The sequence below is a fragment of the Niallia sp. FSL W8-0951 genome (assembly GCF_038006525.1).
In the GTDB taxonomy this organism is placed as follows: domain Bacteria; phylum Bacillota; class Bacilli; order Bacillales; family Cytobacillaceae; genus Niallia; species Niallia circulans.
The window spans coordinates 3,831,994-3,856,238 of the sequence record NZ_JBBOVK010000001.1 but is presented as its reverse complement, the minus strand read 5'-3'; the positions used below and the strand labels follow the sequence as shown (position 1 = coordinate 3,856,238).

Genomic DNA, 24,245 nt, shown 5'->3' with positions numbered 1-24,245 from the left:
AAGGGGTGAAGGCAATGGTAGGGATTAAAGATATAGCTAAGGCAGCTGGTGTTTCTATTTCTACCGTATCCTATGCACTAAATGGCAGTCCAAAGGTAACGGAAGCCACTCGTGCAAGAATAACTGCTATTGCAAATGAGCTCAATTATATTCCTAATATGGCAGCGAGAACATTGAAAAAGCAGGAAACAAAAATTATAGCTGTCTATCTTGCAGATTATGGCGGGAGTTTCTATGGAGAGCTATTAGAAGGAATTAAACGGGGTCTTGCCTATTACAACTACGATATGATTGTTTGCAGTGGGCAGAAGTCCCATCTGTTTCTTCCGGAAAGAATGGTAGATGGGGGTATTATTCTAGATTGGACCTTTAGCACGGATGAAATTATTCAATTTGCTAATCGAGGCCACTCTTTAGTTGTGCTGGATCGAGAAATTAGTTGTCCAAATGTTAGAAAAGTGTTATTGGATAATAAAGGCGGAGCAACGCTTGCGGTGGAAAAAATAATTTCAAGTAATCTGGGAAAAGTTTATTTGGTAACAGGTCCAGAAAAAGCGTTTGATAGCCGGCAGAGGCTGGAGGCAAGTGAACGCGAATTAGCACGCTATGGCGTAGAATATGAGGTTATTCCCTCTGCATTTACGGAGGAATCGGGTTATGCAGCAGCAGAAATCATTCATTCGAAGATGACATGCTCACCGATTACTATTTTTTCTTTTAATGATGAAATGGCTGTAGGGATTTATAAATATTTTAAAGATAAAGATAGAAAGATAGGCACAGATATTTCTCTTATTGGATTTGATAATATAGAAATTGGCTCTTTTCTTAATCCGTCATTAGCGACAATTTCTTATTCCAAACATCGTTGGGGAATGGTTGCCGCGGAAAAAGTGGTTCAGTTGATAAATAATGAAGAAGTCGAGGATGAATGGATAATTACCAGTTTTGTAGAAGGAAAATCATTTATTTCTAATAAAAAGTAGGGGTGGAAAAATGGCTGTCTCTAAAGTGAATTTTCGTTCTGAAGTTTTAGGAAAAGCAACTTCTATGAATATTTATCTACCTGATAAAGGGAATAGCCCCCTTATTCCTGTTATCTATCTGTTACATGGCTGGTCTGATGATGACGAAGCTTGGTTAACTGCTACATCACTAGAAAGATATGCGTCAGAGTATGAATTTGCGATTGTGATGCCTCAAGTGGATTTAAGTTACTATGCAGATATGGTAAATGGAAATCGCTATTGGACGTTTTTATCGGAAGAATTACCTGCATTAGTGAGAAAGTGGTTTCGTATTTCCGATCAGAAAGAGGCTAGCTTTGTTGCTGGACTATCCATGGGCGGCTATGGAGCAACGAAATTGGCTCTCACTTTTCCCAATCGCTTCAACAGCTTTGCCTCTTTATCAGGAGCAATGGATGCCGTGGAATTGTGGAAGAGGGATAAAGATAGAGACAAAGCATTTGCAGATATTTTTGGATCTATTCAGCAGCTGGCTGGCAGTGAAAATGACTTATTCTATCTTTTGGAGAAGCTAAAAGAAGATAACCAGGTGAAGATGCTGCAAATATGTGGTACAGAAGACTTCCTTTATCAGGATAACTTAAAGTTTAGAGAGAAAGCGCAAAAGAAAATAAGAGATTTTCATTATATTGAAATGCCGGGAGATCATAACTGGGCATTTTGGGATAAAACAATTCAGATTGTATTAAAATGGTTTGATGAGAACTATAAAGAAGCGAATAATTAAAAGAAGGGACTGTCCATTTAGGGATAGTCCCTTTGCTGTTTTCATGAAAGAAGGATGCCTCTTTAGGAAAATTATAAATTCCCCAAAATTCTTGTCCCATGCGCTTCTTTCATTCCTAACTCCGAAGAAAGCAACGGCAGGTTAGCAGATGTTATTCCGCCGCCAGGAATAATAATAATTTTTTCAGCAGCATATTCTATATAACTTTTTAGTGCAGGCAGATTGTTCTCTATTCTGGTTGATAGAGGGCCGCCATGCGTTAAAATACGGTGCACGCCATGGGATGCGAGCCAATCGATTGCTTGCCATTTTAGCTGAGGAGCAATTTCATCAAAGGCCATATGAAAGGTAATCTCCATCCCAGCGGCAGCGTCTATGCATTTCTCCAGCGCTTCTTCATCAATCCAGTTAGCTTTATTCAAGCAGCCGATTACAGCTCCATTTATACCAAGCTCTTTAAAAAGGTGGATATCTTGGCGCATAATATCTATCTCATGCTCGTTATAAATAAAGTTTCCGCCTCTTGGGCGAATGATAGCCATCACCTTTGTATTGGTGTTTCTGCAATAGGAAATCGTTTTTGCCGCAACGCCATAGCTTACTGTTGTTCCTCCAACAGAAAGGTTATCGCATAACTCAATTCGATCTGCCCCTTTTTGGATGGCGCTTGGAACAAGGGTAAAGTTTTCTACACAGACTTCTTTTATCATTATTGTCACCTACCAATCTAATTAAGATAGTATCATATATGGACATAAAGGAACGGTATAATAAGTGGCTATTGTTTTCTCTTTCCTAATATGTTAAAGTATTTGGAAAATAAGAGGTGATGGAAATGGTTAAACGCACACTTAGTATCTTTCTTTCACAATTACATCATCATAAACAGTAGTCTTGCTATTTCGATTTAAAAATCGTACATAGGAAGGCTATTTCTCATGAAACCGCATTTGATTAAGTTTTACTACTTAAATCAAGGGCGGTTTTTTATTTTTAAACAGGAGGCTAAAAAAATGAAGAAGATGAATTATCAAAATGTAAAGGGAACACTCGATTATTTGCCAGAAGAGGAAGGAATTAGAAGAACGATCCGCAGAACGATGGAAGATGTATTCATTCAGTATGGCTGCAAGCCGATAGAGACACCAATCCTAAATTATCAAAGCTTGCTTGCTTCTAAATATGCTGGCGGGGCAGAAATATTAGAAGAAATGTATACACTTTCCGATCGGGGGAAAAGAGAGCTGGCGCTGCGCTATGATTTAACGATCCCTTTTGCGAAGGTTGTTGCAATGAATCCAACATTAAAAATGCCTTTTAAACGCTACGAGATTGGCAAAGTTTTTCGAGATGGACCAATAAAGACCGGCCGTTACCGGGAGTTCACACAATGCGATGTGGATATTGTAGGTGTTCAATCGCAAGTGGCCGAAGCAGAGCTCATGATGATGGCATTAGATGTTTTCAGAAGATTAAAGATGGACGTGACGATTCAATATAATAATCGTAAATTATTAGTTGGATTTCTCCGTCAGTTAAATATTACAGGTCAAATGGTAAACCGTGTGATTTTGATTTTAGATAAAATCGAGAAAATTAGTAAAGAAAAAATAAAAGAAGAACTAAGGGAGGCGGGATTAGACCAAGTGGCGATAGATGCTATAGAATCTTTTTTACAAAAGGACTTGGACGGTATTGTAGAGGAGTATCGACAGTTGGCAGAAAAAGAGGAGATTATCAAACAGGGGTTAGAAGAATGGAATGAATTACAAGCATATTTAAAGCAGCTAGAAATTGAGTCATGTTGTTTGTTTAACCCATTTCTTGCGCGAGGGCTTGAAATTTATACAGGAACGATATATGAAATTTTTTTAACAGATAAAAGCGTAAAGTCAAGCATCGGGAGTGGCGGAAGATATGATAACGCGATAGGAGGCCTAATTGGTTCCCAAGAAACTTATGCAACAGTGGGCATTTCTTTTGGGCTGGATGTCATTTTTGCCGCTCTTTCATTAGAGAATAGCTATTTAGAAGCGGAAAGGCTAGACTACTACATTATTCCAATTGGTCGCCCGATGGAAGCTATATCAGCAGCAAAAGCGCTTCGAGACCACGGTTTTAAAGTGGAATTAGAACTAGGAAAGAAAAAACTGGCAAAAGCTTTAGATAAAGCAAATAAAGAAGGTGTCAAAAAGGTCATTATAATAGGAGAAAACGAGGTAGATGGAAATACGTATAAAGTGAGAGATATGGAAACGGGAGAGGAATGGCTAGAAGCTTTTCAATATTAAGTAGGATGGGGCAGTAGATGGGAGACATTTACTGCCTTTTTATGTTTGTCAGGATTAGAAGCGGTGTCAAAACCCATTTCAAGAAAAAAAGGTAAAAGAAAAAACACATCCATATTCCTTTTCATATAAGTTAAAAAAATTACCTTTCCGGTAGCATAGAAAAGCAAATTCTCTAGAAACTTCATAACAGATTATTTCCACACAAGAGAAGCATACTACAAAAGAAATAATATTTAATAGTAGATATTCGTTGTAATGTTACTTAAATGATGATAACATAAAGTTATGTAACATTATTGGGAGGCAAACCGATGGAATATGTCGATCCTATAAAAGAAATTGAGAATATTAATGCGATTAAAGAAGTATTAAGAAAACAATCTCAAAGAGACTTGCTCCTTTTTGTATTAGGTATTAATACAGGAATAAGAGTTAGTGATTTACTCGCATTAAAAGTTCGGGATGTAAGAGATGCGTCGGGAATTAAGGAGTTTTTGTATCTTCGTGATTCAGATGAAGTGAAGGCATACTATTTAAATAGTAAAGTGCATACTGAATTGGAGAAATATTTGCAAGAACATGAATTTGAAGAAGATGAATTTCTTTTTAAGTCTCAGAAGAATAATCAACCGATTACTCGTCAACAGGCCTATCGGATTATAAACAAAGCGGCAAAATTAGTTGGAATTTCTGGGAAGATTGGAATGCATACCTTGAGAAAAACATTCGGCTACCATGCCTATCGAAAGGGGATTGCTATTTCTTTATTGATGCATGTATACAATCACACTTCCCGTTCGGAAACATTAAAATATATAGGCATTGAAAAGCACGAAAAGAGATTAGTTAAAGTGGACGTTAATCTTTAATAAAAAACTCCACCAAGTTTGGTGGAGTATAAATGGCCTATAGATAATCATCATCGTTACTAGCGTTCGTATCGATGTCAACATTCGTTAATTCGTTAACGATGTCCTCATGTACTTGCACTTGCAATGTTTCTTGATCTTTCATAAATTTGAATACACCATTATTGAAATCCGTACCATGTTCTTTAAAGAAAATCCCTTCATACATTACCTGCTTTGTATGATTAAAAATTAGACGGTATCCATTTTGTTCTTTTACTAAATATGCACGTACACCTTTTTCATATTGACCTTCAGGGTTTTTCAAAAAACGAGCGACCGAAATGATATGAAGATCAACGAATGGGATTTCACGTAATAACGAATTAATAATCGAACCTTTTGCAATCTGCTCCCAACGACTTTGCGCTGTTTGACCGAGAACAATTTGGGTGATGTTTTTTTCTCTAGCTACTTCTGCGATTACCTTAGAGATTGGTCTTGATTCCTTGTCTTTAATGATAAACGCATCCGCACTATGACGTTCAGCTAACTCTTTCCATCTAGAAATATAGTTTGACTTTTCTGCATCCAGCTCATCAAACGGTTTGGAATCCACCGTTAGAATATAGAGTGGACAATCAAGCATATTAGCTAATTTACAGCCTCGTTGTATAAGACGTTCACCGTTAGGACCGTAATAAACGCAGACGAGAATACTTTCATCCATGCGTTCTTTTCCATTTATCATGATTTTTTTCACCTCAGGTATAGATGTGAATGATTTACACCATTAATAATAAACTATGTATGACTATAACGTATGCTACTTTATGAGTCAATGGATTTCTTAAATTATCCAAATGAACAAATATATTTATATTCTTTTACTAATAGTAAGGTTAGACATCGTTTCCATTATAAATACCTTTTTGACTTAAGTTCATCAAAATAGAACCAATTTAAAGGAGGGAAATTAAAAATGACTTGGTTACATTTTATGATATTGTTTCCATTTATGTTTGCCTTAATTGTGCCTTTTATTTATAAAAGGCTGACGCCGCGAATTCATACTGGCTGGTTTGTACTATTTGTGCCATTTCTTATTTTTATCTACCTGTTGACGTACATTCCAAAAGTGGCAAAAGGAGAGGTGTTTACTTCTGCGGTTAAATGGATACCAGCCTACGGTATTAACTTTATAACCTATTTAGATGGGCTTAGCTTAGTTTTTGGATTGCTGATTGCTGGGATAGGAAGTTTAGTCATTTTATATTCTATTTTCTATTTATCAAAGCATCGCGAGGCGTTGCATAACTTCTATGTATATTTATTGTTATTTATGGGAGCGATGCTTGGGCTAGTATTGTCTGATAATTATTATGTTTTGTATGTTTTTTGGGAAATTACGAGTGTGTCGTCCTTTCTGTTAATTGCTTATTGGTATGAAAGGGACCGTTCTAGATATGGCGCACAGAAGGCAATGTTGATTACTGTTTTTGGCGGACTTGCGATGCTGGCGGGTTTGATTATGCTTTCTATTATGGCAGATACAACCAGCATAAGAGAAACGCTGCTTCAACTTGATTTAATTCAAGGCCATGCTTTATTTATACCAGCAATGATTCTCATTTTGCTAGGGGCATTTACGAAGTCTGCCCAATTTCCGTTTAGTATTTGGCTTCCTGATGCCATGGAAGCACCGACTCCAATCAGTGCTTATTTACATTCGGCAACGATGGTTAAAGCAGGAATTTATTTAGTTGCTCGTCTAACTCCTATTTTTGGCGGGACGATGGAATGGTTCTGGATTGTTGTAGGAATAGGCATTTTTACTTTACTATATGGCTCCTTTAATGCCGTGAAGCAGACAGATTTAAAAGCATTATTAGCGTATTCAACCATTAGTCAATTAGGATTGATTATGAGTCTGCTTGGCTTGGGTTCTGCTGCAATGTATAAAGAGTTAGCTGTAGAAGAAGCAGGGCTGTATGCAACAGCGATTTTTGCAGCGATTTTTCACTTAGTAAATCATTCCACCTTTAAGGGCTCTTTATTTATGGTCGTAGGAATAATTGACCATGAAACCGGTACTCGGGATTTGCGGAGACTTGGCGGGCTAATTCACTTAATGCCAGTTTCCTTTACCCTTACTGTAATTGGCGGTTTTTCGATGGCTGGTCTTCCACCATTTAATGGTTTCCTAAGTAAAGAAATGTTCTTTACCGCTGTTGTGCAAGCATCGGAAATGGAAATATTTAAACTTCAGCATATTGGAATTTTTATTCCTATTATAGCTTGGATTGCTAGTGTATTAACGTTTGTTTATTGCATGGTATTAATTTTTAAAACATTTAGAGGGAAAAATAAAGCACCAAAACTAGATAAGGTGGTGCATGAGGCACCGATTGGATTGTTACTCTCGCCTATCATCCTAGGTGCGCTTGTTATTCTTTTCTTCTTTATTCCAAATGTTGTCTCGAAGTTTTTGCTAAAGCCAGCATTTGCAGCCGTGCTGCCAACACTTGCGCATACGGTGGAGTCGAAAAAAATTAGTGCTTTCCATGGATTTAATACAGAGCTTTGGATGACGATTGGTGTGGTGGGATTAGGCACGATACTATATTTACTTTTACGAAAATGGTATAAGATTTATCGTTTATATCCACAAGCCTTTACATTAAGTAATTTATATAATCTAGGTTTGGAATATCTGGAGAAATTCTCCAAGTCCATTACTGATTTTTATATGACTGGCTTTTTACGTGATTATTTAGTCTATATATTTGGCTTTATCATTTTAATCATTGGGGGATCCTTGTTCCTATTTAATGGTTTTACATTTGATATGTCACATGATTCACCAATTACTATCTTTGATATGGGAATAGTAATTGCAATGATAGTAAGTTCTGTCACGGTGCTGTTCTCCAAATCGAGAATTACATCTATTGTAGCGGTTGGAGCGCTAGGATTTCTTGTTTCATTTTTCTTTGTTCTTTTTAGAGCTCCAGATTTAGCACTTACGCAATTAGTAGTAGAAACGGTAACTACTGTATTATTCTTGCTGTGCTTCTATCATCTGCCGCAATTAAAGAAAGAAATTAGCAGGGTACCTTTTAAAGTGGTTAATGCCATTATTTCGATTGGCATAGGGCTAGTCGTTACACTGATTGCTCTATCTGCAAATGGAACCCATCTATTTGCTTCTATTTCAAGCTATTATGAAAACTCATATAAACTGGCCGGCGCAAAAAATATCGTTAACGCCATTTTGGTAGATTTCCGTGGTATTGACACGATGTTAGAGATTCTTGTGCTTACAGTGGCAGGTTTGGGCGTTTATACGTTAATAAAGGTAAGACTAGTGGGAGGAGATAAGAATGAAGGAACCAAATGATATTATCATCCGAAGTGTTGCAAAGGTTGCTGTCGTCATTATCCTCACCTTTGCGATCAATCTTTTTGTCTCTGGACACCATTTTCCAGGTGGCGGATTTATTGGCGGTCTTACCTTTGCGGCAGCGATTATACTGCTTTTTCTTACCTTTGATATTGAATCCGTACGAAAGAACCTTCCTGTTGACTTTAAAGTATTAGCGGGAGTTGGCGTGTTAATCGCTGTTTTGACAGGGGTAGGGGGAATGATATTTGGGGAAGCATTTTTAACCCAAGCCTTTGGATACTTTGATCTGCCGATTTTCGGAAAAACAGAGTTGGCGACTGCAGTCCTTTTCGATGTGGGTGTGGCTCTTGCCGTTATCGGGACCGCCATAACAATTATTATGACAATAGGGGATGATCGATAATGGAGACGTTAATGTCTATTCTTGTAGGTGTCTTATTCTCTATCGGAATCTACCTTATTTTAACAAAGACATTATTACGAATTATTTTAGGGACATCTATTCTTGGTCACGGTGTAAACTTGCTTATTATTACAATGGGTGGATTGAATAAGGGAGGGCCACCTCTCTTAGGTATAACCGATCATACTTTTGCAGATTCTCTGCCTCAGGCATTGCTGCTTACGGCCATTGTCATAAACTTTGCAACAACAGCTTTATTTTTAGTACTAAGCTACAGAGCATATAAAGTACTAGGCACCGATGATACAGATTTATTAAGGGGTAATGAGGATGAATAATATTGTCATTTTGCCGATCATCCTTCCTATCGTATTTGCGATGATCATGGTTATTTTTCGAGATAAAGTTATCCTTCATCGGATATTAAGCTTAGTAGCAGTTTTTTCTGTTTTTATTGTGGCGTGTGTTTTAATTGATCAAATTAAAACAGACGGGATTCAGTCCATTCAATTAGGAGGATGGGAGGCGCCGTTTGGTGTAAGTATGGTTGCCGATATGTTTGCAGCAATTCTTGTTCTCGTTACGAGTGTTATTGGGTTTTGCTGTTTGCTGTACGCATTTCATTCGATTGGGGAACAATTGGAGAAGTATTATTTTTATCCGTTATTCTTGGTTTTGATAACAGGTGTAAACGGTTCTTTCCTTACAGGAGATATATTTAACCTATTTGTTTGTTTTGAAGTAATGCTTGTTGCTTCATATGTCCTGATTTCATTAGGAGGAACAAGGGTTCAGCTAAGAGAATCGATTAAATATATACTGATAAATATTATTTCATCCTTTCTGTTTCTCGTTGCAATTGCTTATTTATACGCCATTACTGGAACGCTAAATTTTGCTCATTTATCTGTCCGTATTGCAGAGGTTGGTCAAGGCGGGCTTATGACGACGGTAGCAATTTTATTCCTAATTGTATTTAGCTTAAAAGCTGGATTGTTTTTATTCTTCTGGCTACCAGGCTCTTATAGTGCACCACCAACAGCTATTTCTGCTATCTTTGCTGCGCTGTTAACCAAGGTAGGAATGTATGCGATTATTCGAGTGTTTACCTTGATTTTTTATCATGAAGTTCACATTACCCATTTATTAATTGGAATTCTCGCAGCTATTACAATGACCCTTGGAGCAATTGGAGCTGTAGCCTATAGAGATATCTATAAAGTGATGACCTATAATGTGGTTATTGGTGTTGGGTTTATTTTAGCGGGTGTTGCTACGTACTCAACAGTGGGGATGACTGGTTCCATCTACTATTTCATTCATGATATGGTGATTAAGGCACTTATCTTTCTACTGGGAGGCACAATTATTCATCTGACTGGAACAAGTAAATTAGATGAGATGAGTGGATTGATTCGTTTGCACCCGCAATTAGGCTGGATGTTCTTTGTTGCAGCTTTATCCTTATCAGGAATTCCTCCACTAAGTGGATTTTTAGGAAAAATATTTATTACAGAGGGTACCTTTACTGCAGGATATTACTGGTTAGGTGCATTTGGACTGATCAGCAGCTTATTTGTCCTTTATTCTATTATGAAAGTATTTATGGCTGTGTTTTGGGGCTATACCGATTTAACACTAGAACAAGAAAAAGGGACCACGAAGGGATTAATGCTGCCAATAGCTTTCCTTACTTTCTTAACCATTGCATTAGGGATAGGGACAGAAGGGATTCATGAATATGTAGATTTGGCAGTTGAAGGCTTGATGGACCCCAATTATTATGTCAAAGCTGTTTTAAGCAATAATTAAGGGAATTTAAGTAGTAAATAGACAGAAAGGGGTGGTATCCATGCCTATGCAGATATTGATCAACTTATTAATCGGTATCATCTGGATGTTTTTACAGGACACATGGAATGTCTTAACATTTTTCACTGGTTACTTGTTCGGTATACTAGTTTTATTTATCTTGCGTCGCTATTTGCCAACTAAATTTTATTTAGAAACATTTTTTGCGGTCGTAAAGTTATTTTTTGTTTTTATTGAGCAGCTGTTTACCTCAAGTGTTGTTGTGATTAGGCAGATAACAAGGCCAAGATTAAATATTTCCCCAGGAATATTTTCGTTAGAAACGGAATTAGAGGGGGAATTGGAAGTCTCCTTACTAGCTCTATTAATGAATTTAACTCCTGGTTCTGTTGTAGTAGAGGTTACTTCCGATAATAAAAAGTTCTTTATTCATGCAATGGATATCCCTGCACAAAAGGAATCCATCTTTCGTTCAAAGGAAAAATTCGAAATGGCCATAAAGAGGGTGACTCGCTATGATTGATCAATTATTGGTTGGATCGTTAATTTTACTGATTATATCTATTCTTGCAACAATATATCGTCTTATCAAAGGACCGTCAGCACCTGATAGAATACAGGCATTAGATAGTTTAGGAATCAATCTAATTGCAGGAGTAGCGATTTTTTCCGTTCTGCTTCGGAATACAGGTTTTTTTGAGGTGATTTTATTAATTGGAATTTTGTCGTTTATTGGAACGATTGCTTTTGCCCGATATATGGAAAGAGGTGTAGTCATTGAGCGAAAACAATCTGATTGAACTCATATCTGTTCTGCTTATATTCTGTGGCGCTATTTTTTGTTTTCTGAGTTCCCTTGGATTAATAAGACTGCCAGATGTATACACAAGATCTCATGCTGCATCCAAAGGTTCTACTATGGGGGTACTCTTTACCCTTGTTGGCACATTTGTCTTTTTTATTATAGAAGGTGTTTTTAGCATTCGCCTGTTCTTGGGAATTTTCTTTGTTTTTTTAACTTCTCCTGTTGCATCCCATGTCATTGTTCGTTCCGCTTATCGCTCAAAAGTTAAGCTTGCGGATATAACGGTACAAGATGATCTGAATGCTGAAATGGATAAAGAAGGGATAGAAACAGTGGAAGTAATTCATAAATAAAGGGAAAAAAAGATATAGAAGGCCAGCGATTTTTAATTGACGAATTTTTGTGGATTCTATATAGTAAGAAAAGATATACCCGTACTGAAACGGGAGAGGTTCATAGCAAATACCCTCTATAAAAAACTATGGATACATGCAATTCACGCCATGTCCATAAAGGACATGGCTTTTTTGTTTGATTCAGCTAGTTTTTCTGCGTAAGGTAAATGCCTCTCTTTTAAGCAGTGTTGGGAAACACCAAATAAGGAGGACACTTTCATGTCAGGAAGAAAGAACGAAGAAGGATTAACAGATTTAACTTTGTTAGGAAATCAAAATACTCAATATAAAAGTGATTATGCACCAGAGGTATTAGAATCAGTGGATAATCTTCATTCGGATAGAGATTATTTTGTGAAATTTAATTGTCCTGAATTTACAAGTCTTTGCCCAATAACAGGACAGCCTGACTTTGCGACAATGTATATTTCTTATATACCAAATAAGAAAATAGTGGAAAGCAAATCTTTAAAGTTGTATTTATTTAGTTTTCGCAATCATGGAGATTTTCACGAAGATTGTGTCAATATTATTATGAATGATTTAATAAAACTGTTAGATCCAAGATATATTGAAGTATGGGGAAAATTCACTCCAAGAGGCGGAATTTCCATCGACCCATGGTGTAATTATGGAAAACCGGGCACTAAATTTGAAGAGATGGCAGCACATCGATTAATGAACCATGATATGTACCCAGAAAAGGTAGACAATCGATAAGAAAAAACCAGTCAGCGACTCGTTATGTAGAGTAGTTGACTGGTTTTTCTTTTGGATTAATAAGATTATGGCAAAATATTTCCAGCGGCACGATAAATGCTGTACCATTCTTCTCTTGTTAAATAAACGTCACTTGCTTTTATGCAATCAATTAATCGATCTGCATTCATTGTGCCGATTACTGGCTGCATATTGGCAGGGTGACGCAATAACCAGGCAATCGCAATGGTTGTGTTACTTACTTGATATTTGTCTGCAATTTCATCAATTTGTTGATTTAATTCAGGGAATTTATCGTTGCCAAGAAAAACGCCTTCAAAGAAACCAAATTGGAATGGGGACCAAGGCTGAATCGTTATATCATGTAAGCGACAGAAGTCTAATATGCTGCCATCACGGTTAATGGCTGAGTCGTTTTCCATATTGACATTAATCCCATTAGAAATCATATTCGCATTTGTAATACTTAATTGCAATTGGTTAGCCACAATTGGTTGTTTCACATATTTTTGCAATAATTGAATTTGCATTGGATTTTGGTTGGAAACACCAAAATGGCGAACTTTTCCTGATTGCTCCAAAATGTCAAATGCTTCTGCAACTTCTTCTGGTTCCACTAAAGCGTCTGGGCGATGGAGTAGAAGAGTGTCTAAATATTCGGTGTTCAATCTTTGTAAAATACCGTCTACTGATTGCAAAATATGTTCTTTGGAGAAATCGAACATTCCTGTTCTGATCCCGCATTTAGATTGTAGGATAATATTTTCGCGAACAGTTGGTGACATATGTATAGCGTCAGCAAATATTTCCTCACAGTCACCTTTTCCATAAATATCTGCGTGATCAAAGAAGTTAGCACCATGTTCTAAAGCAGTTTGGACAAATCGTTCTGCTTCCTTTTTTTCTAATGAATTTATACGCATACAGCCAACTGCCACTACTGGCACTTCTAAATTACTGCTACCTAGCTTCATAGTTCTCATGATTTCTACTCCTCCTAAACTATATGGAAAGCGCTTTTATTGTTTCCTCATTCATTTTGACATATGAACGGCTTAAACGGCAAATATTATGTACTTTTTATCCCGCTCTTAATCCTCCTCATACTGAAGGGAAATGAAGGAAACAAAGTTAGAATAACTGCCCTGTAAAGATCAAATAAGCGAACTAACCATCAGCAGTATTATGAGGAAAACCAACTGATGAAAGTTTCTTTATAAAAGAAATGAAAGATGTCCTATTTACTATCCCATACAAGTAAACATATAATTATTATAAAAAAGAAAACGCTTACAAGAAAGGTGGGAATAGAATGAAAGGTTTTATAAGGAAAGCGTTTATTATTGTAATACTTATTTTTTTGTTGTTTCCCTTTGGAAGTGAAAAATTTGTATCAGCGGCTTCTACAAATGGGACGATGATGCAATACTTTGAATGGTATTTACCGAATGATGGAAATCATTGGACAAGACTTCAAAATGATGCTGCAAATCTTTCTAGTAAAGGGGTAACGGCAGTTTGGATCCCTCCAGCATATAAAGGAACAAGTCAAAATGATGTTGGATATGGTGCTTATGATTTATATGATTTAGGGGAGTTTAACCAAAAAGGAACGGTCAGGACTAAATATGGTACAAAAGCCCAATTGAAATCGGCAATCGCTGAATTACATAAACAAAACATACATGTATATGGCGATGTAGTAATGAATCATAAAGGAGGAGCTGACTTTACAGAGACTGTAACTGCAGTTGAAGTAGATCCAAATAATCGAAACCGGGAAACATCCGGCGATTATCAAATTTCTGCATGGACAGGCTTTACTTTTCCTGGGAGAGGCAATACGTATTCTCCATTTAAATGGAATTGGTATCACTTCGATGGGACTGATTGGGATGAGAGTAGGAAAATAAATAGAATATATAAATTTCGGGGAACTGGTAAGGCTTGGGATTGGGAAGTCTCAAGTGAGAATGGTAATTATGATTATTTAATGTATGCAGACATTGACTATGAACATCCTGATGTAATCAATGAAATGAAAAAATGGGGAACCTGGTATGCAAAAGAATTAAATTTAGACGGTTTTCGATTAGATGCGGTTAAACATATAAAACATGATTACCTGCGGGACTGGGTAACACATGTAAGAAACCAGACTGGTAAAGAGATGTTTACTGTAGCGGAATATTGGCAGAATGATATTGGGCAGCTAAATAACTATTTAGCAAAGACAAATTATAATCAGTCTGTTTTTGATGCACCTCTCCATTATCATTTTCATTATGCATCTAATAGCAATGGAAATTATGATATGAGGAATATTCTAAAAGGAACTGTAATGGAAAGCAATCCTAGGCTGGCAGTTACTTTAGTGGAAAACCATGATTCCCAGCCAGGACAATCTTTGGAGTCTGTTGTAAGTACATGGTTTAAGCCCTTAGCCTATGCTTTCATTCTAACAAGAGCTGAAGGATATCCATCTGTTTTTTATGGAGATTACTATGGAACGAAAGGGAATAGTAATTATGAGATTCCTTCTTTAAAAACGCAGTTGGATCCGATTCTAACTGCTCGCAAAAACTATGCATATGGTTTGCAACGTGACTATATTGATCATTGGGATATTATCGGATGGACTAGAGAGGGAGAGGCTGCAAGGGATAAATCAGGACTGGCGACGTTAATAACAGATGGTCCTGGAGGATATAAATGGATGGAAGTAGGAAAACAAAATGCTGGAGAAGTCTGGTACGATATTACAGGGAATAGAAAGGAAACAGTCACTATTAATAATGATGGCTGGGGCCAATTCTATGTAAATGGCGGTTCTGTTTCTATTTATGTACAAAAATAATAATAAAGAGAAGAGTTAGCCAATCTTACTGGAGCAACTCTTCTCTTTTTTCGTTCTCTTAATCCTCCATCGTAGAAAGATCGCCTGTTGGAAGACCAAGCTCCCAAGCTTTCAGTACTCGTCTCATAATCTTCCCACTCCGAGTTTTTGGCAGCTTTTCACAGAATTCGATTTCTCTTGGAGCAGCATGAGCAGCCAAGCCGGTTTTTACAAATAATCTTATCTGCTCTTTTAATTCATCCGTTTGCTCATAGCCATCAACCAATGCAATAAAGGCTTTGATAATTTCCCCTCGAATTGGATCCGGTTTACCGATGACGCCAGCTTCTGCCACTGCTGGAAATTCGATTAATTTACTTTCCACTTCAAATGGTCCAACTCTTTCTCCAGCAGTCATAATAACATCATCAACTCGGCCTTGGAACCAGAAATATCCCTCTTCATCCATATAAGCAGAGTCTCCTGAAACATACCATTCATCATGTTGGAAATAGCTATTAAATTTTTCTTGGTTGTTCCATATTGTATGCATCATCGAAGGCCAGCCTTTTTTTATGGCTAAATTCCCCATTTGGTTTGGCGGCAGAATGTTGCCATTGTCATCTAAAATTACTGCTTCAATTCCCGGTAATGGTTTCCCCATTGAACCTAATTTAATATCCATACATGGTAAATTGCATATTAGTTGAGCACCAGTTTCCGTCATCCACCAAGTGTCATGGATACGATGTCCAAACACATCGTATCCCCATCGAATTACCTCGGGATTCAGTGGTTCGCCAACACTTAATATATGACGTAACGAAGAGAGTGTATATTTTTCTGTTACCTCCTCTCCAGCCGCCATTAGCATTCTAAAGGAGGTAGGAGCACTATACCAAACAGTCACTCCAAAAGTTTCGATCGTTTTATACCATACATCAGGACTAAAGCGACCTCCTGCCACAACATTTGTTGAGCCTGTAAGCCATGGCCCAAAGATTCCGTAGGAGGTACCTGTAACCCAGCCAGGATCAGCTGTGCACCAATATACATCCTCCTCTTGTAAATCCAATACCCATTTTGCCGTCTGATAATGTTGGATCATAGCATTGTGAACATGAAGCACACCTTTAGGCTTTCCTGTTGACCCAGAGGTATAGTGAAGGATTAAACCATCCTTGCGATCGACCCATTCTATGTCTAATTCTGTAGATGCTGTTTGAAAGTAATGAAGGAAATCCTTTGTTTTATCGTCTTCTTGGATATTTTCACCGACAATAAAAATAGTTTCGAGAGCAGGTAATTCTGTATGTGGAATTCTATTTACTAGTTCAGGTGTGGTTATAATTACTTTTGCTTCACTATCAAAGAGACGGTCTTTCACCGCATCTTCCATAAAGGCTTCGAACAATGGGCCGACAATGGCACCTAGTTTGATTGCTCCAAGTAAAGCAAAATATAACTCTGGGGAACGAGGCATAAAAATAAACACTCGATCTCCCTTGTTTACATTTCCTACATCCTTTAATACATTTCCAGCTTTATTGGAGAATTTCTTTAAGTCTTTAAATGTGTATGTTTCTTTTCTTGATGGATGAAAATAATGGAGGGCTACTTTATTGGCGCGGTAGTTTTCAGCGTGACGATCAATAGCTTCATAGGCCAAATTAATTTTTCCAGTCTGATGCCATGAAAAATCCTTTTCTGCTTGAACCCATTTGAAATGTTGGTACAGCTCCTCATAGTTTTCAAGGTTATGTCTGCCTTTTACAGGTGGAAACGCTTCCAATTTCATTAATACATCCCCCTCATTTCAATATTTTTACAACACCATTATAATGGGTAAACACTATATATACAATTTTAATGTTGTAATTAAATAAATATTCCTACGTTTTAGAAAAATAGGGAGAATGTACGGGATAAAAGATTACTATAAAACTCCATCTTATTAGATATAGTAAATTATCAATAAAATTAGTAAATAAACAAATAAAGATATAACTTGGAACTTAAGAACAGAGTAAAACCTTTTATTAAATTTTTGAGAAGGAAGAGGCTTCTCCTTCCATTCTTCTAAATAATCATTACTTTTTAGAATAACATGATGGAACCGTCTGAAACTGAATGTTACTCCGTCGAAAAAACCGCCCTTAGCAATATACATAAATAGAAAAATAACAATATAAAAGAAAGTTAAATAAAAGACGGCATTAATATAATGAACAAAAGAATATGACGATGAAGAGATAAAAAAAAGAATGAATGTAAGAAAGAGATTTATAAGAAATATAGACCATTTTTTATTTTGCATGAAGTTTCACCTTTTTTAATTAAGTTTTTAATCACGAATAAAAGTATTTTACCTTAACTCTAATTGAAAGTACATTTTTAGAAAAAGGGATAGAAATTCAATATTTCAGAAAACCAGTATTTTCATTTACCTTTTACACTAAAAGTTGTAATAAACCACTGTTATGTGAAACAGCACTCGCTAAAAAATTCTAGTATAATAAAATAATCTGCTAATATATGGAGAAAAAGTATATTGGCATATGGATATATTTTACAATAGTGGGGCCTTTTGAAGTATTTTTCCCCTCTTTTTTGATAATAATTTTTAGAATTTTATCAAAAAAGTAAGCGTTGTCTTTATTGTTTTAATGCAGTATAGTACTGTTTTAGTATAACAATATTTGAAATTATCTCTATATTTAGTCTTTACAACTCTACTAGAATAATAGTATACTCTCTTTAGCTTCTTTTTTAGATGTAATTTACAGAATAATATAACAATGGGGGGTCTTTTTTAATGAAGCGCAAATTTACTTGGCTGCTTTCACTGACGTTAGTGTTAAGTGTATTTTTAGCGGCATGTTCTGGTGGCGACGACAAAGGGTCTAAAGGTTCAGATAAGTCAGCAGAAAATAAAGATGTAGAACAAGTATTAAACTTAATTAACGGAGATGCAATTCCATCCATGGATCCATCAATGGCTACGGATGAATACGGTTTCCAATTCTTAGGAGCTACTATGGAAGGTCTTTATCGTTTAGGTAAAGATGCTAAGGTAGAACCAGGTATTGCAGAATCTCACAAAGTATCTAAAGATGGTTTAACTTGGACATTCAAGTTACGTGAAGATGCTAAATGGTCAAACGGAGATCCTGTAACTGCTAACGATTTCGTTTATGCTTGGCAGCGTGCAGTAAATCCTGACACTGGTTCTGAGTACGGTCCATATATGATGGGTGGCGTAATCAAAAACGCTACAGAAATCAATAAAGGCGAAAAGAAAGTAGAAGAACTAGGAGTTAAAGCAGAAGACGACCATACTTTAGTTGTTGAACTTGCTAACCCAACTGCGTATTTTGAATCATTAACAACATTCGGTACATTCTTACCATTAAATCAAAAATTTGTGGAAGAAAAAGGCGATAAATTCGCGACTAGCTCTGACACTCTTTTATCAAACGGTCCATTTGTTTTAGAAAACTGGGAAAGTACTGCGCAAAAGTGGAATCTTGCTAAAAACGACACATACTGGGATGCAGATACAGTTAAGTTAGAGAAAATCAACTATGTAGTAGTAAAAGACGCTCAAACAATGGTTGACCTATATGAAAAAGGCGAAGTTGACCGTGCTTCATTATCATCAGACTTAGTTGACCAATACTCTTCTCATGAAGACTATACAGTTAAAGCTGATAACTCAGTGTTCTATCTAAAAATTAACCAAACAAGAAACAAAGCGCTTGCTAATAAAAACATCCGTGCAGCGATCAGCCGTGCGTTTGATAAAGAGTCATTAGTTAACACTATCCTAAACAATGGTTCTTTAGTTTCTAACGGTTTAATTCCAGCTGATTTCACTCCAATGCCAGATGGCAGCGGTGATTTCCGTAAAGTTAGTGGAGATTTAGTAACATATGATACTGCTGCTGCGAAAGAATTCTGGGAAAAAGGCCTAAAAGAATTAGGTACTAAATCTGTAGAAATTGAATTCTTAGGTGGGGATACAGACGTATCGAAAACAATGAATGAATACTTAGCTAATCAGTTACAAACAAACCTACCAGGTTTAAAAGTAACATTGAAACAAGTACCATTTGAACAACGTTTAGACTTAGATACTAACCAAGATTATGATCTTCAATTAGCTGGTTGGGGTCCTGACTACCTTGATCCATATACTTTCTTAAGCTTATGGGTTACGGATGGCGGAAATAACAAAATGGGTTACTCAAATCCTGAGTACGACAAGTTGTTAGAAGAAACGACAACAACTCTTGCTACAGACAATGAAGCTCGTTACCAAAACTTCTTAAAAGCTGAAAAAATTCTATTTGATGATGCAGCAATCGCTCCTGTATATCAACGTGCTGGCGCATTCCTATCATCACCAAAAATTCAAGGCTTAATTGATAATCCATTTGGACCAACTTATGAATACAAATGGGTATCAATGGGATCTGCAGAATAATTTTGCTTTTATGAAAAATTCGATGCTATGAAATAAGAGGGAGTGTATGCTTTTATAGCATATACTCTCTTGTATTTTTGAGTAGGAAAATTCTGATTATAGCAAAAATAAATTATTATGCTATAATAAACAAAGAAAATTAGGAGGTGCACAGATGGCTCGATATCTTCTTCGACGTTTATGGTATATGTTCATCACGTTATTCATTATCGCGACAGTCTCCTTCTTCCTGATGAAATTCCTTCCGGGAAGTCCGCTGCAGGCAGAAGATAAGTTAAGTGAAGAACAAAAAACAATCATTTTGGAAAAGTATGGACTGAACGATCCTATTCCAGTTCAGTATGTTCGTTATTTAGGAAACCTTGTGCAAGGGGATTTAGGGGTTTCGTTTAAATTTGATAATACCCCTGTTACAAAAATTTTATCATCAAAAATCGGTCCTTCCGCGCTTCTAGGTGGACAGGCATTAGTGTTAGGAACAGTGCTTGGGATTCTTCTAGGCTTGATAGCTTCGATTTATAGGAATGGTCCAATCGATTACACCTCAACAGTTATTGCCGTACTGGGAACATCGGTTCCTTCGTTCGTATTTGCCGGACTATTACAATATTTCTTTGCAGTAAGATGGGATATACTGCCTGTTGCGCTTTGGGGCGGCTTTGAATATACGATTCTACCAACCATTGCACTTGCAATCTCTCCATTAGCGGTTGCGGCGAGGTTTACAAGAACAGAAATGATTGAGGTATTGCATTCAAATTATATAACGACAGCTCGTGCAAAAGGTGTTACAGAAGCAGGAATTATCTTCAAACATGGATTGCGCAATGCACTGATTCCGCTAGTTACCGTTATAGGTCCAATGGCCGTTGGTTTAATGACAGGATCATTGGTTATAGAGAAAATTTTTGCTATTCCTGGAATTGGGGAGCAATTTGTTACATCTGTTACTGTAAATGATTATCCAACAATTATGGGAACAACCTTAATGTTTGCTTTTGGCTTTGTTATTATAATTTTAATCATTGACCTCCTATATGGATTAATTGATCCGAGAATTAGAATTGCAGGAGGAAAAAAATAAAATGGATAAAAAGAATCTTAATCAAATAGATAAAAATTTATTTAGACCTCTTAAGCAAGAAGAGAATACAAGTGAGAAAATTTCTGCGCCAAGCAGAACATTTGCTCAGGATGCAAGAAGAACGTTATTAAAAAATAAGCCGGCAATTGTCAGTATATTTATAATACTATTAATAATCGTAATGAGTATTATTGGACCACATATGAATGACTACGGAAACGATGGACAGAACCTTTCCCGTGCGAAGCTTCCTCCTAGAATACCAGTTTTAGAGAATGTTTCTTGGTTAGGCTTAGATGGTACATTATCTGGTAGATATGAAGGTACGAATGTAGAGGATGCAACTGCAAAAGCAATGGCTCGATATAAAAGTACAGATGAGTTTGTTGATATCAAAGTTTTAGAGGAAGGCGACGGTACAAGAAATTCTGCTGCCGTAAGAGCAACCTACCATATTTATGAAGCGAAAGATATGGATGATACGTATTTCTGGTTTGGTACGGATACACTGGGCCGTGACCAATGGACAAGACTTTGGGAAGGTACTCGTGTATCGTTAATCATTGCGTTTGTCGCTGCTATACTTGATTTATTAATCGGTGTAACGTATGGCGGGGTATCTGGATTCTATGGCGGGAGAGTCGATAACGTCTTGCAGCGTATCGCCGAAATATTAGTAGGGATACCAAACTTAGTAATTATTCTATTAATGATGCTGATTCTCCAGCCAGGAATTGTCTCTATTGTTATTGCCTTAGCGATTACAGGATGGATTGGAATGTCTAGGATTGTTCGTGGTGAGGTACTTAAACTTACCAACCAAGAATTTGTACTGGCAGCAAGAACATTAGGAACGACCAATGGTACAATTATTAGAAAACATTTAGTTCCGAATATTACGGGGATAATTATTGTTAATACCATGTTCTCGATTCCTGGAGCTATCTTCTTCGAAGCATTCCTAAGCTTTATCGGACTTGGTATTGTTCCGCCTAATGCTTCATTAGGGGCATTAATTGAACTAGGATTTGCTAATTTACGATTGTACCCATATCTATTAGTTTTCCCAGCGACTGTATTGTCAGTATTAATGATTGCATTCAATATATTAGGTGATGGATTACGTGATGCATTCGATCCTAAAATGCATAAATAAGAGAGTAGGTGTTTATAAATGAGTAAATTATTAGAAGTCAAAGATTTAAGAGTATCATTTAACACCTACAACGGTGAAGTACAAGCTGTTCGCGGTGTGAGCTTTGAGTTAAATAAAGGGGAAACATTAGCAATTGTAGGAGAGTCCGGTTCTGGTAAATCCGTTACGTCCAATGCTTTAATGAGACTTCTTCCCGAACCGCAAAGTGTCATCAAAAGTGGAGAAATATTATTTGAAGGCGAAGATCTTGTTAAAAAGTCAAAAAAAGAAATGCAAAAAATTCGCGGAAAAGATATTTCCATGGTGTTTCAAGACCCGATGTCTTCTTTAAACCCAACAATGAAAATTGGTAACCAAATCATGGAAGGCTTAATAAAGCATCAAAATATGAATAAGTCTGATGCAAAAAAGCGTGCTTTAGAATTACTTGAATTAGTTGGTATTCCACAGCCGGAAATTCGCATTAATCAGTTTCCGCATCAATTCTCAGGTGGAATGCGTCAACGTGTGGTTGTAGCGATTGCTCTTGCGTGTAACCCAAAGATTTTAATTGCCGATGAACCCACAACAGCACTTGATGTTACGATTCAGGCACAAATCCTAGAATTGATGAAAGATATTCAAAAGAAAACAGATAGTGCGATTATTTTTATTACACATGACCTTGGTGTTGTGGCGAATGTGGCAGACCGTGTTGCTGTTATGTATGCTGGAAAAATTGTTGAAATTGGCACAGTAGATGATATTTTCTATAATCCAAAGCATCCATATACTTGGGGATTGATTGGATCGATGCCAACCCTAGATAGTACGGATGAAGAGCTTTTCGCTATCCCTGGAAGCCCGCCAAATATGTTAAAGCCTCCAGCAGGAGATGCATTTGCGCCTAGAAATCAATTTGCGCTAGAAATCGATACAGTAATGGAGCCGCCAATGTTTAAAGTTTCTGATACGCATTATGCTGCAACCTGGTTATTGCATGAAGATGCACCAAAGGTTGAGCCGCCAGAAGCTGTTAAACAAAGAATGCTTGGTTTCTCCAAAACAGGTCGCAAGGACGGTGAAAAACGTTGACTAGAGAAAAATTACTAGAAGTAAAAAACTTGCAAAAACACTTTTCCGCAGGTAGAGATAGAGTCATTAAAGCCGTTGACGGTGTATCCTTTGATATTTTTAAAGGAGAAACTTTTGGTCTGGTTGGAGAATCTGGTTGTGGAAAATCAACAACAGGTAGAACAATCATCCGTCTTTACGATGCAACAGGTGGAGAAGTGAAATTTGAAGGCGAAGATGTGCACGGAAAAAAATCAAAGGCAGAGCTTCGCAAATTTAATCAAAAAATGCAAATGATTTTCCAAGATCCACATTCTTCTCTAAATCCACGCATGACTGTACTTGATATTATTGCAGAAGGAATTGATAATCATAATCTTGCAAAAACACCAGAAGAGCGTCGTCAAAGAGTCGAAGAACTCCTTGAAGTAGTTGGGTTGAATAAAGAGCATGCCACACGCTTCCCGCACGAATTCAGCGGCGGTCAAAGGCAGAGAATTGGGATTGCTCGCGCCCTAGCTGTTGAGCCAGATTTCATTATCTGTGATGAGCCTATTTCTGCACTAGACGTTTCTATTCAAGCACAGGTAGTAAATCTTCTGAAAAAGCTTCAAAAAGAGCGTGGATTGACTTATTTATTTATTGCCCATGATCTTTCCATGGTAAAATATATTAGTGATCGTATTGGTGTTATGTATATGGGGAATATGGTAGAGCTTGCAGAAGCAGATGAATTGTATGAAAACCCAATTCATCCATACACAAAATCATTATTATCCGCAATTCCACTTCCAGATCCACGTTATGAACGTGAGCGCAAGAGAATTGCATATGATCCATCTGTACATGATACTAGTGAACCGGCTGAGTTAAGAGAAGTAACTCCAGGTCACTTTGTACGCTGCACAGAGAAAGAACTAGAGAAGTATAAAAAAGAATTAAGCCTTAAGAAAAACTAATTTAACAAAATTTACTCTATTAAAGAAGACCCTTCCAAATAATCCTTGCCAACGTGCAAGGATTTTTTTATTTCCCGAGAAATCATCCTTTACTTATTTTTCCCTATTTTTAAGGAAATAATCTTTCAAAACACAAAAATCGTATGCAAATAAACGATAAAAAGCGACATTGAATAAAATAAATCAATATAACAACTTTTTAGTTTAGTATCCATGTTATGATCGTTAATAAAGTC

The 24,245-nt window shown here is 36.8% G+C and carries 23 protein-coding genes and 1 riboswitch; of the genes, 18 read left to right on the top strand and 5 right to left on the bottom strand.

Annotated features, from left to right (window positions below; all coding sequences use genetic code 11):
- The first annotated feature begins 14 nt into the window (after positions 1 to 14).
- On the top strand, positions 15 to 986 hold the full coding sequence (locus NSS71_RS18765) for a LacI family DNA-binding transcriptional regulator (protein WP_047940934.1): 972 nt from the start codon (positions 15 to 17) through the stop codon (positions 984 to 986).
- A gap of 10 nt (positions 987 to 996) precedes the next feature.
- Positions 997 to 1,755, top strand: coding sequence for an alpha/beta hydrolase (locus NSS71_RS18760; protein WP_095321959.1), 759 nt, complete (start codon positions 997 to 999; stop codon positions 1,753 to 1,755).
- A gap of 71 nt (positions 1,756 to 1,826) precedes the next feature.
- Here NSS71_RS18760 and NSS71_RS18755 read toward each other — a convergent pair whose 3' ends face one another.
- A complete protein-coding gene (locus tag NSS71_RS18755; RefSeq protein ID WP_047940932.1) occupies positions 1,827 to 2,465 on the bottom strand; it encodes a copper homeostasis protein CutC in 639 nt (212 codons plus the stop codon).
- Positions 2,466 to 2,768: 303 nt separating this feature from the next.
- On the opposite strand from NSS71_RS18755, the gene NSS71_RS18750 reads away from it, so the two are divergent.
- Both NSS71_RS18750 and NSS71_RS18745 read left to right on the top strand, forming a co-directional pair.
- Entirely contained in the window at positions 2,769 to 4,046 is a 1,278-nt protein-coding gene (locus NSS71_RS18750) for a histidine--tRNA ligase (RefSeq protein WP_095321960.1), read from the top strand.
- A 311-nt stretch (positions 4,047 to 4,357) separates the two neighbouring features.
- Positions 4,358 to 4,915 (top strand): tyrosine-type recombinase/integrase, encoded by a 558-nt coding sequence (locus NSS71_RS18745; protein ID WP_095321962.1) that lies wholly within the window; start codon positions 4,358 to 4,360, stop codon positions 4,913 to 4,915.
- A 37-nt stretch (positions 4,916 to 4,952) separates the two neighbouring features.
- On the opposite strand, the gene NSS71_RS18740 is transcribed toward NSS71_RS18745, so the two are convergent.
- Entirely contained in the window at positions 4,953 to 5,645 is a 693-nt protein-coding gene (locus NSS71_RS18740; RefSeq protein ID WP_047940928.1) for a universal stress protein, read from the bottom strand.
- 231 nt (positions 5,646 to 5,876) lie between these two features.
- On the opposite strand from NSS71_RS18740, the gene NSS71_RS18735 reads away from it, so the two are divergent.
- The 8 genes from NSS71_RS18735 (at position 5,877) to queF (ending at position 12,435) form a co-directional block, all read left to right on the top strand.
- Positions 5,877 to 8,294, top strand: a complete 2,418-nt coding sequence (locus NSS71_RS18735; protein ID WP_341151917.1) for a Na+/H+ antiporter subunit A — start codon at positions 5,877 to 5,879, stop codon at positions 8,292 to 8,294.
- A complete protein-coding gene (locus tag NSS71_RS18730; protein ID WP_047940926.1) occupies positions 8,278 to 8,703 on the top strand; it encodes a Na(+)/H(+) antiporter subunit B in 426 nt (141 codons plus the stop codon). The genes NSS71_RS18735 and NSS71_RS18730 overlap by 17 nt, the downstream gene beginning before the upstream one ends.
- Positions 8,703 to 9,041, top strand: coding sequence for a Na(+)/H(+) antiporter subunit C (locus NSS71_RS18725; protein WP_047940925.1), 339 nt, complete (start codon positions 8,703 to 8,705; stop codon positions 9,039 to 9,041). Before NSS71_RS18730 ends, NSS71_RS18725 begins: the two co-directional genes overlap by 1 nt.
- Entirely contained in the window at positions 9,034 to 10,515 is a 1,482-nt protein-coding gene (locus NSS71_RS18720) for a Na+/H+ antiporter subunit D (protein WP_047940924.1), read from the top strand. The genes NSS71_RS18725 and NSS71_RS18720 overlap by 8 nt, the downstream gene beginning before the upstream one ends.
- Before the next feature lie 40 nt (positions 10,516 to 10,555).
- Positions 10,556 to 11,038 carry a Na+/H+ antiporter subunit E gene (locus NSS71_RS18715; protein ID WP_047940923.1) on the top strand — a complete coding sequence of 161 codons (483 nt, stop codon included), beginning with the start codon at positions 10,556 to 10,558 and terminating at the stop codon, positions 11,036 to 11,038.
- Positions 11,031 to 11,315: a Na(+)/H(+) antiporter subunit F1 gene (locus NSS71_RS18710; protein WP_047940922.1), complete on the top strand. Its 285-nt coding sequence runs from the start codon at positions 11,031 to 11,033 to the stop codon at positions 11,313 to 11,315. Before NSS71_RS18715 ends, NSS71_RS18710 begins: the two co-directional genes overlap by 8 nt.
- Positions 11,293 to 11,673: a monovalent cation/H(+) antiporter subunit G gene (mnhG, locus tag NSS71_RS18705; protein WP_047940921.1), complete on the top strand. Its 381-nt coding sequence runs from the start codon at positions 11,293 to 11,295 to the stop codon at positions 11,671 to 11,673. The genes NSS71_RS18710 and mnhG overlap by 23 nt, the downstream gene beginning before the upstream one ends.
- 89 nt (positions 11,674 to 11,762) lie before the next feature.
- Positions 11,763 to 11,809: riboswitch (PreQ1 riboswitch) on the top strand.
- 125 nt (positions 11,810 to 11,934) lie between these two features.
- Complete coding sequence (queF, locus tag NSS71_RS18700; RefSeq protein WP_047940920.1) at positions 11,935 to 12,435, top strand: preQ(1) synthase; 501 nt, start codon at positions 11,935 to 11,937, stop codon at positions 12,433 to 12,435.
- A 65-nt stretch (positions 12,436 to 12,500) separates the two neighbouring features.
- Here the strand turns inward: queF and NSS71_RS18695 are convergent, their stop codons facing one another.
- The gene (locus NSS71_RS18695) at positions 12,501 to 13,418 is read right to left on the bottom strand and encodes an aldo/keto reductase (protein WP_095258297.1); all 918 of its coding nucleotides are present in this window, start codon (positions 13,416 to 13,418) and stop codon (positions 12,501 to 12,503) included.
- Positions 13,419 to 13,747: 329 nt separating this feature from the next.
- Here NSS71_RS18695 and amyS point away from each other — a divergent pair, with 329 nt between their 5' ends.
- Positions 13,748 to 15,292, top strand: coding sequence for an alpha-amylase (amyS, locus tag NSS71_RS18690; protein ID WP_047940918.1), 1,545 nt, complete (start codon positions 13,748 to 13,750; stop codon positions 15,290 to 15,292).
- A gap of 58 nt (positions 15,293 to 15,350) precedes the next feature.
- Here the strand turns inward: amyS and acsA are convergent, their stop codons facing one another.
- Both acsA and NSS71_RS18680 read right to left on the bottom strand, forming a co-directional pair.
- Positions 15,351 to 17,069 carry an acetate--CoA ligase gene (gene acsA, locus NSS71_RS18685; RefSeq protein WP_251687824.1) on the bottom strand — a complete coding sequence of 573 codons (1,719 nt, stop codon included), beginning with the start codon at positions 17,067 to 17,069 and terminating at the stop codon, positions 15,351 to 15,353.
- A gap of 156 nt (positions 17,070 to 17,225) precedes the next feature.
- Positions 17,226 to 17,588: a DUF3899 domain-containing protein gene (locus tag NSS71_RS18680; protein ID WP_095321964.1), complete on the bottom strand. Its 363-nt coding sequence runs from the start codon at positions 17,586 to 17,588 to the stop codon at positions 17,226 to 17,228.
- A 498-nt stretch (positions 17,589 to 18,086) separates the two neighbouring features.
- On the opposite strand from NSS71_RS18680, the gene NSS71_RS18675 reads away from it, so the two are divergent.
- From NSS71_RS18675 to NSS71_RS18655, 5 genes are all read left to right on the top strand, one after another.
- Positions 18,087 to 19,757 carry a peptide ABC transporter substrate-binding protein gene (locus NSS71_RS18675; protein ID WP_341151916.1) on the top strand — a complete coding sequence of 557 codons (1,671 nt, stop codon included), beginning with the start codon at positions 18,087 to 18,089 and terminating at the stop codon, positions 19,755 to 19,757.
- Between the two features lie 154 nt (positions 19,758 to 19,911).
- Positions 19,912 to 20,841, top strand: a complete 930-nt coding sequence (opp3b, locus tag NSS71_RS18670; RefSeq protein ID WP_047940914.1) for an oligopeptide ABC transporter permease — start codon at positions 19,912 to 19,914, stop codon at positions 20,839 to 20,841.
- 1 nt (position 20,842) lies between these two features.
- Entirely contained in the window at positions 20,843 to 21,997 is a 1,155-nt protein-coding gene (opp3C, locus tag NSS71_RS18665) for an oligopeptide ABC transporter permease (protein WP_047940913.1), read from the top strand.
- Between the two features lie 18 nt (positions 21,998 to 22,015).
- Positions 22,016 to 23,071, top strand: a complete 1,056-nt coding sequence (locus tag NSS71_RS18660) for an ABC transporter ATP-binding protein (RefSeq protein WP_095320404.1) — start codon at positions 22,016 to 22,018, stop codon at positions 23,069 to 23,071.
- Entirely contained in the window at positions 23,068 to 24,009 is a 942-nt protein-coding gene (locus NSS71_RS18655) for an ABC transporter ATP-binding protein (protein WP_061797050.1), read from the top strand. The genes NSS71_RS18660 and NSS71_RS18655 overlap by 4 nt, the downstream gene beginning before the upstream one ends.
- Positions 24,010 to 24,245: the final 236 nt, after the last annotated feature.

Excerpts from the sequence above, each read along its gene's own strand:
- NSS71_RS18765 (WP_047940934.1), top strand. The coding sequence starts at position 15 with ATGGTAGGGATTAAAGATATAGCTAAGGCAGCTGGTGTTTCTATTTCT.
- NSS71_RS18760 (WP_095321959.1), top strand. The coding sequence starts at position 997 with ATGGCTGTCTCTAAAGTGAATTTTCGTTCTGAAGTTTTAGGAAAAGCA.
- NSS71_RS18755 (WP_047940932.1), bottom strand. The coding sequence starts at position 2,465 with ATGATAAAAGAAGTCTGTGTAGAAAACTTTACCCTTGTTCCAAGCGCC.
- NSS71_RS18750 (WP_095321960.1), top strand. The coding sequence starts at position 2,769 with ATGAAGAAGATGAATTATCAAAATGTAAAGGGAACACTCGATTATTTG.
- NSS71_RS18745 (WP_095321962.1), top strand. The coding sequence starts at position 4,358 with ATGGAATATGTCGATCCTATAAAAGAAATTGAGAATATTAATGCGATT.
- NSS71_RS18740 (WP_047940928.1), bottom strand. The coding sequence starts at position 5,645 with ATGATAAATGGAAAAGAACGCATGGATGAAAGTATTCTCGTCTGCGTT.
- NSS71_RS18735 (WP_341151917.1), top strand. The coding sequence starts at position 5,877 with ATGACTTGGTTACATTTTATGATATTGTTTCCATTTATGTTTGCCTTA.
- NSS71_RS18730 (WP_047940926.1), top strand. The coding sequence starts at position 8,278 with ATGAAGGAACCAAATGATATTATCATCCGAAGTGTTGCAAAGGTTGCT.
- NSS71_RS18725 (WP_047940925.1), top strand. The coding sequence starts at position 8,703 with ATGGAGACGTTAATGTCTATTCTTGTAGGTGTCTTATTCTCTATCGGA.
- NSS71_RS18720 (WP_047940924.1), top strand. The coding sequence starts at position 9,034 with ATGAATAATATTGTCATTTTGCCGATCATCCTTCCTATCGTATTTGCG.
- NSS71_RS18715 (WP_047940923.1), top strand. The coding sequence starts at position 10,556 with ATGCCTATGCAGATATTGATCAACTTATTAATCGGTATCATCTGGATG.
- NSS71_RS18710 (WP_047940922.1), top strand. The coding sequence starts at position 11,031 with ATGATTGATCAATTATTGGTTGGATCGTTAATTTTACTGATTATATCT.
- queF (WP_047940920.1), top strand. The coding sequence starts at position 11,935 with ATGTCAGGAAGAAAGAACGAAGAAGGATTAACAGATTTAACTTTGTTA.
- NSS71_RS18695 (WP_095258297.1), bottom strand. The coding sequence starts at position 13,418 with ATGAGAACTATGAAGCTAGGTAGCAGTAATTTAGAAGTGCCAGTAGTG.
- amyS (WP_047940918.1), top strand. The coding sequence starts at position 13,748 with ATGAAAGGTTTTATAAGGAAAGCGTTTATTATTGTAATACTTATTTTT.
- acsA (WP_251687824.1), bottom strand. The coding sequence starts at position 17,069 with ATGAAATTGGAAGCGTTTCCACCTGTAAAAGGCAGACATAACCTTGAA.
- NSS71_RS18680 (WP_095321964.1), bottom strand. The coding sequence starts at position 17,588 with ATGCAAAATAAAAAATGGTCTATATTTCTTATAAATCTCTTTCTTACA.
- NSS71_RS18675 (WP_341151916.1), top strand. The coding sequence starts at position 18,087 with ATGAAGCGCAAATTTACTTGGCTGCTTTCACTGACGTTAGTGTTAAGT.
- opp3b (WP_047940914.1), top strand. The coding sequence starts at position 19,912 with ATGGCTCGATATCTTCTTCGACGTTTATGGTATATGTTCATCACGTTA.
- opp3C (WP_047940913.1), top strand. The coding sequence starts at position 20,843 with ATGGATAAAAAGAATCTTAATCAAATAGATAAAAATTTATTTAGACCT.
- NSS71_RS18660 (WP_095320404.1), top strand. The coding sequence starts at position 22,016 with ATGAGTAAATTATTAGAAGTCAAAGATTTAAGAGTATCATTTAACACC.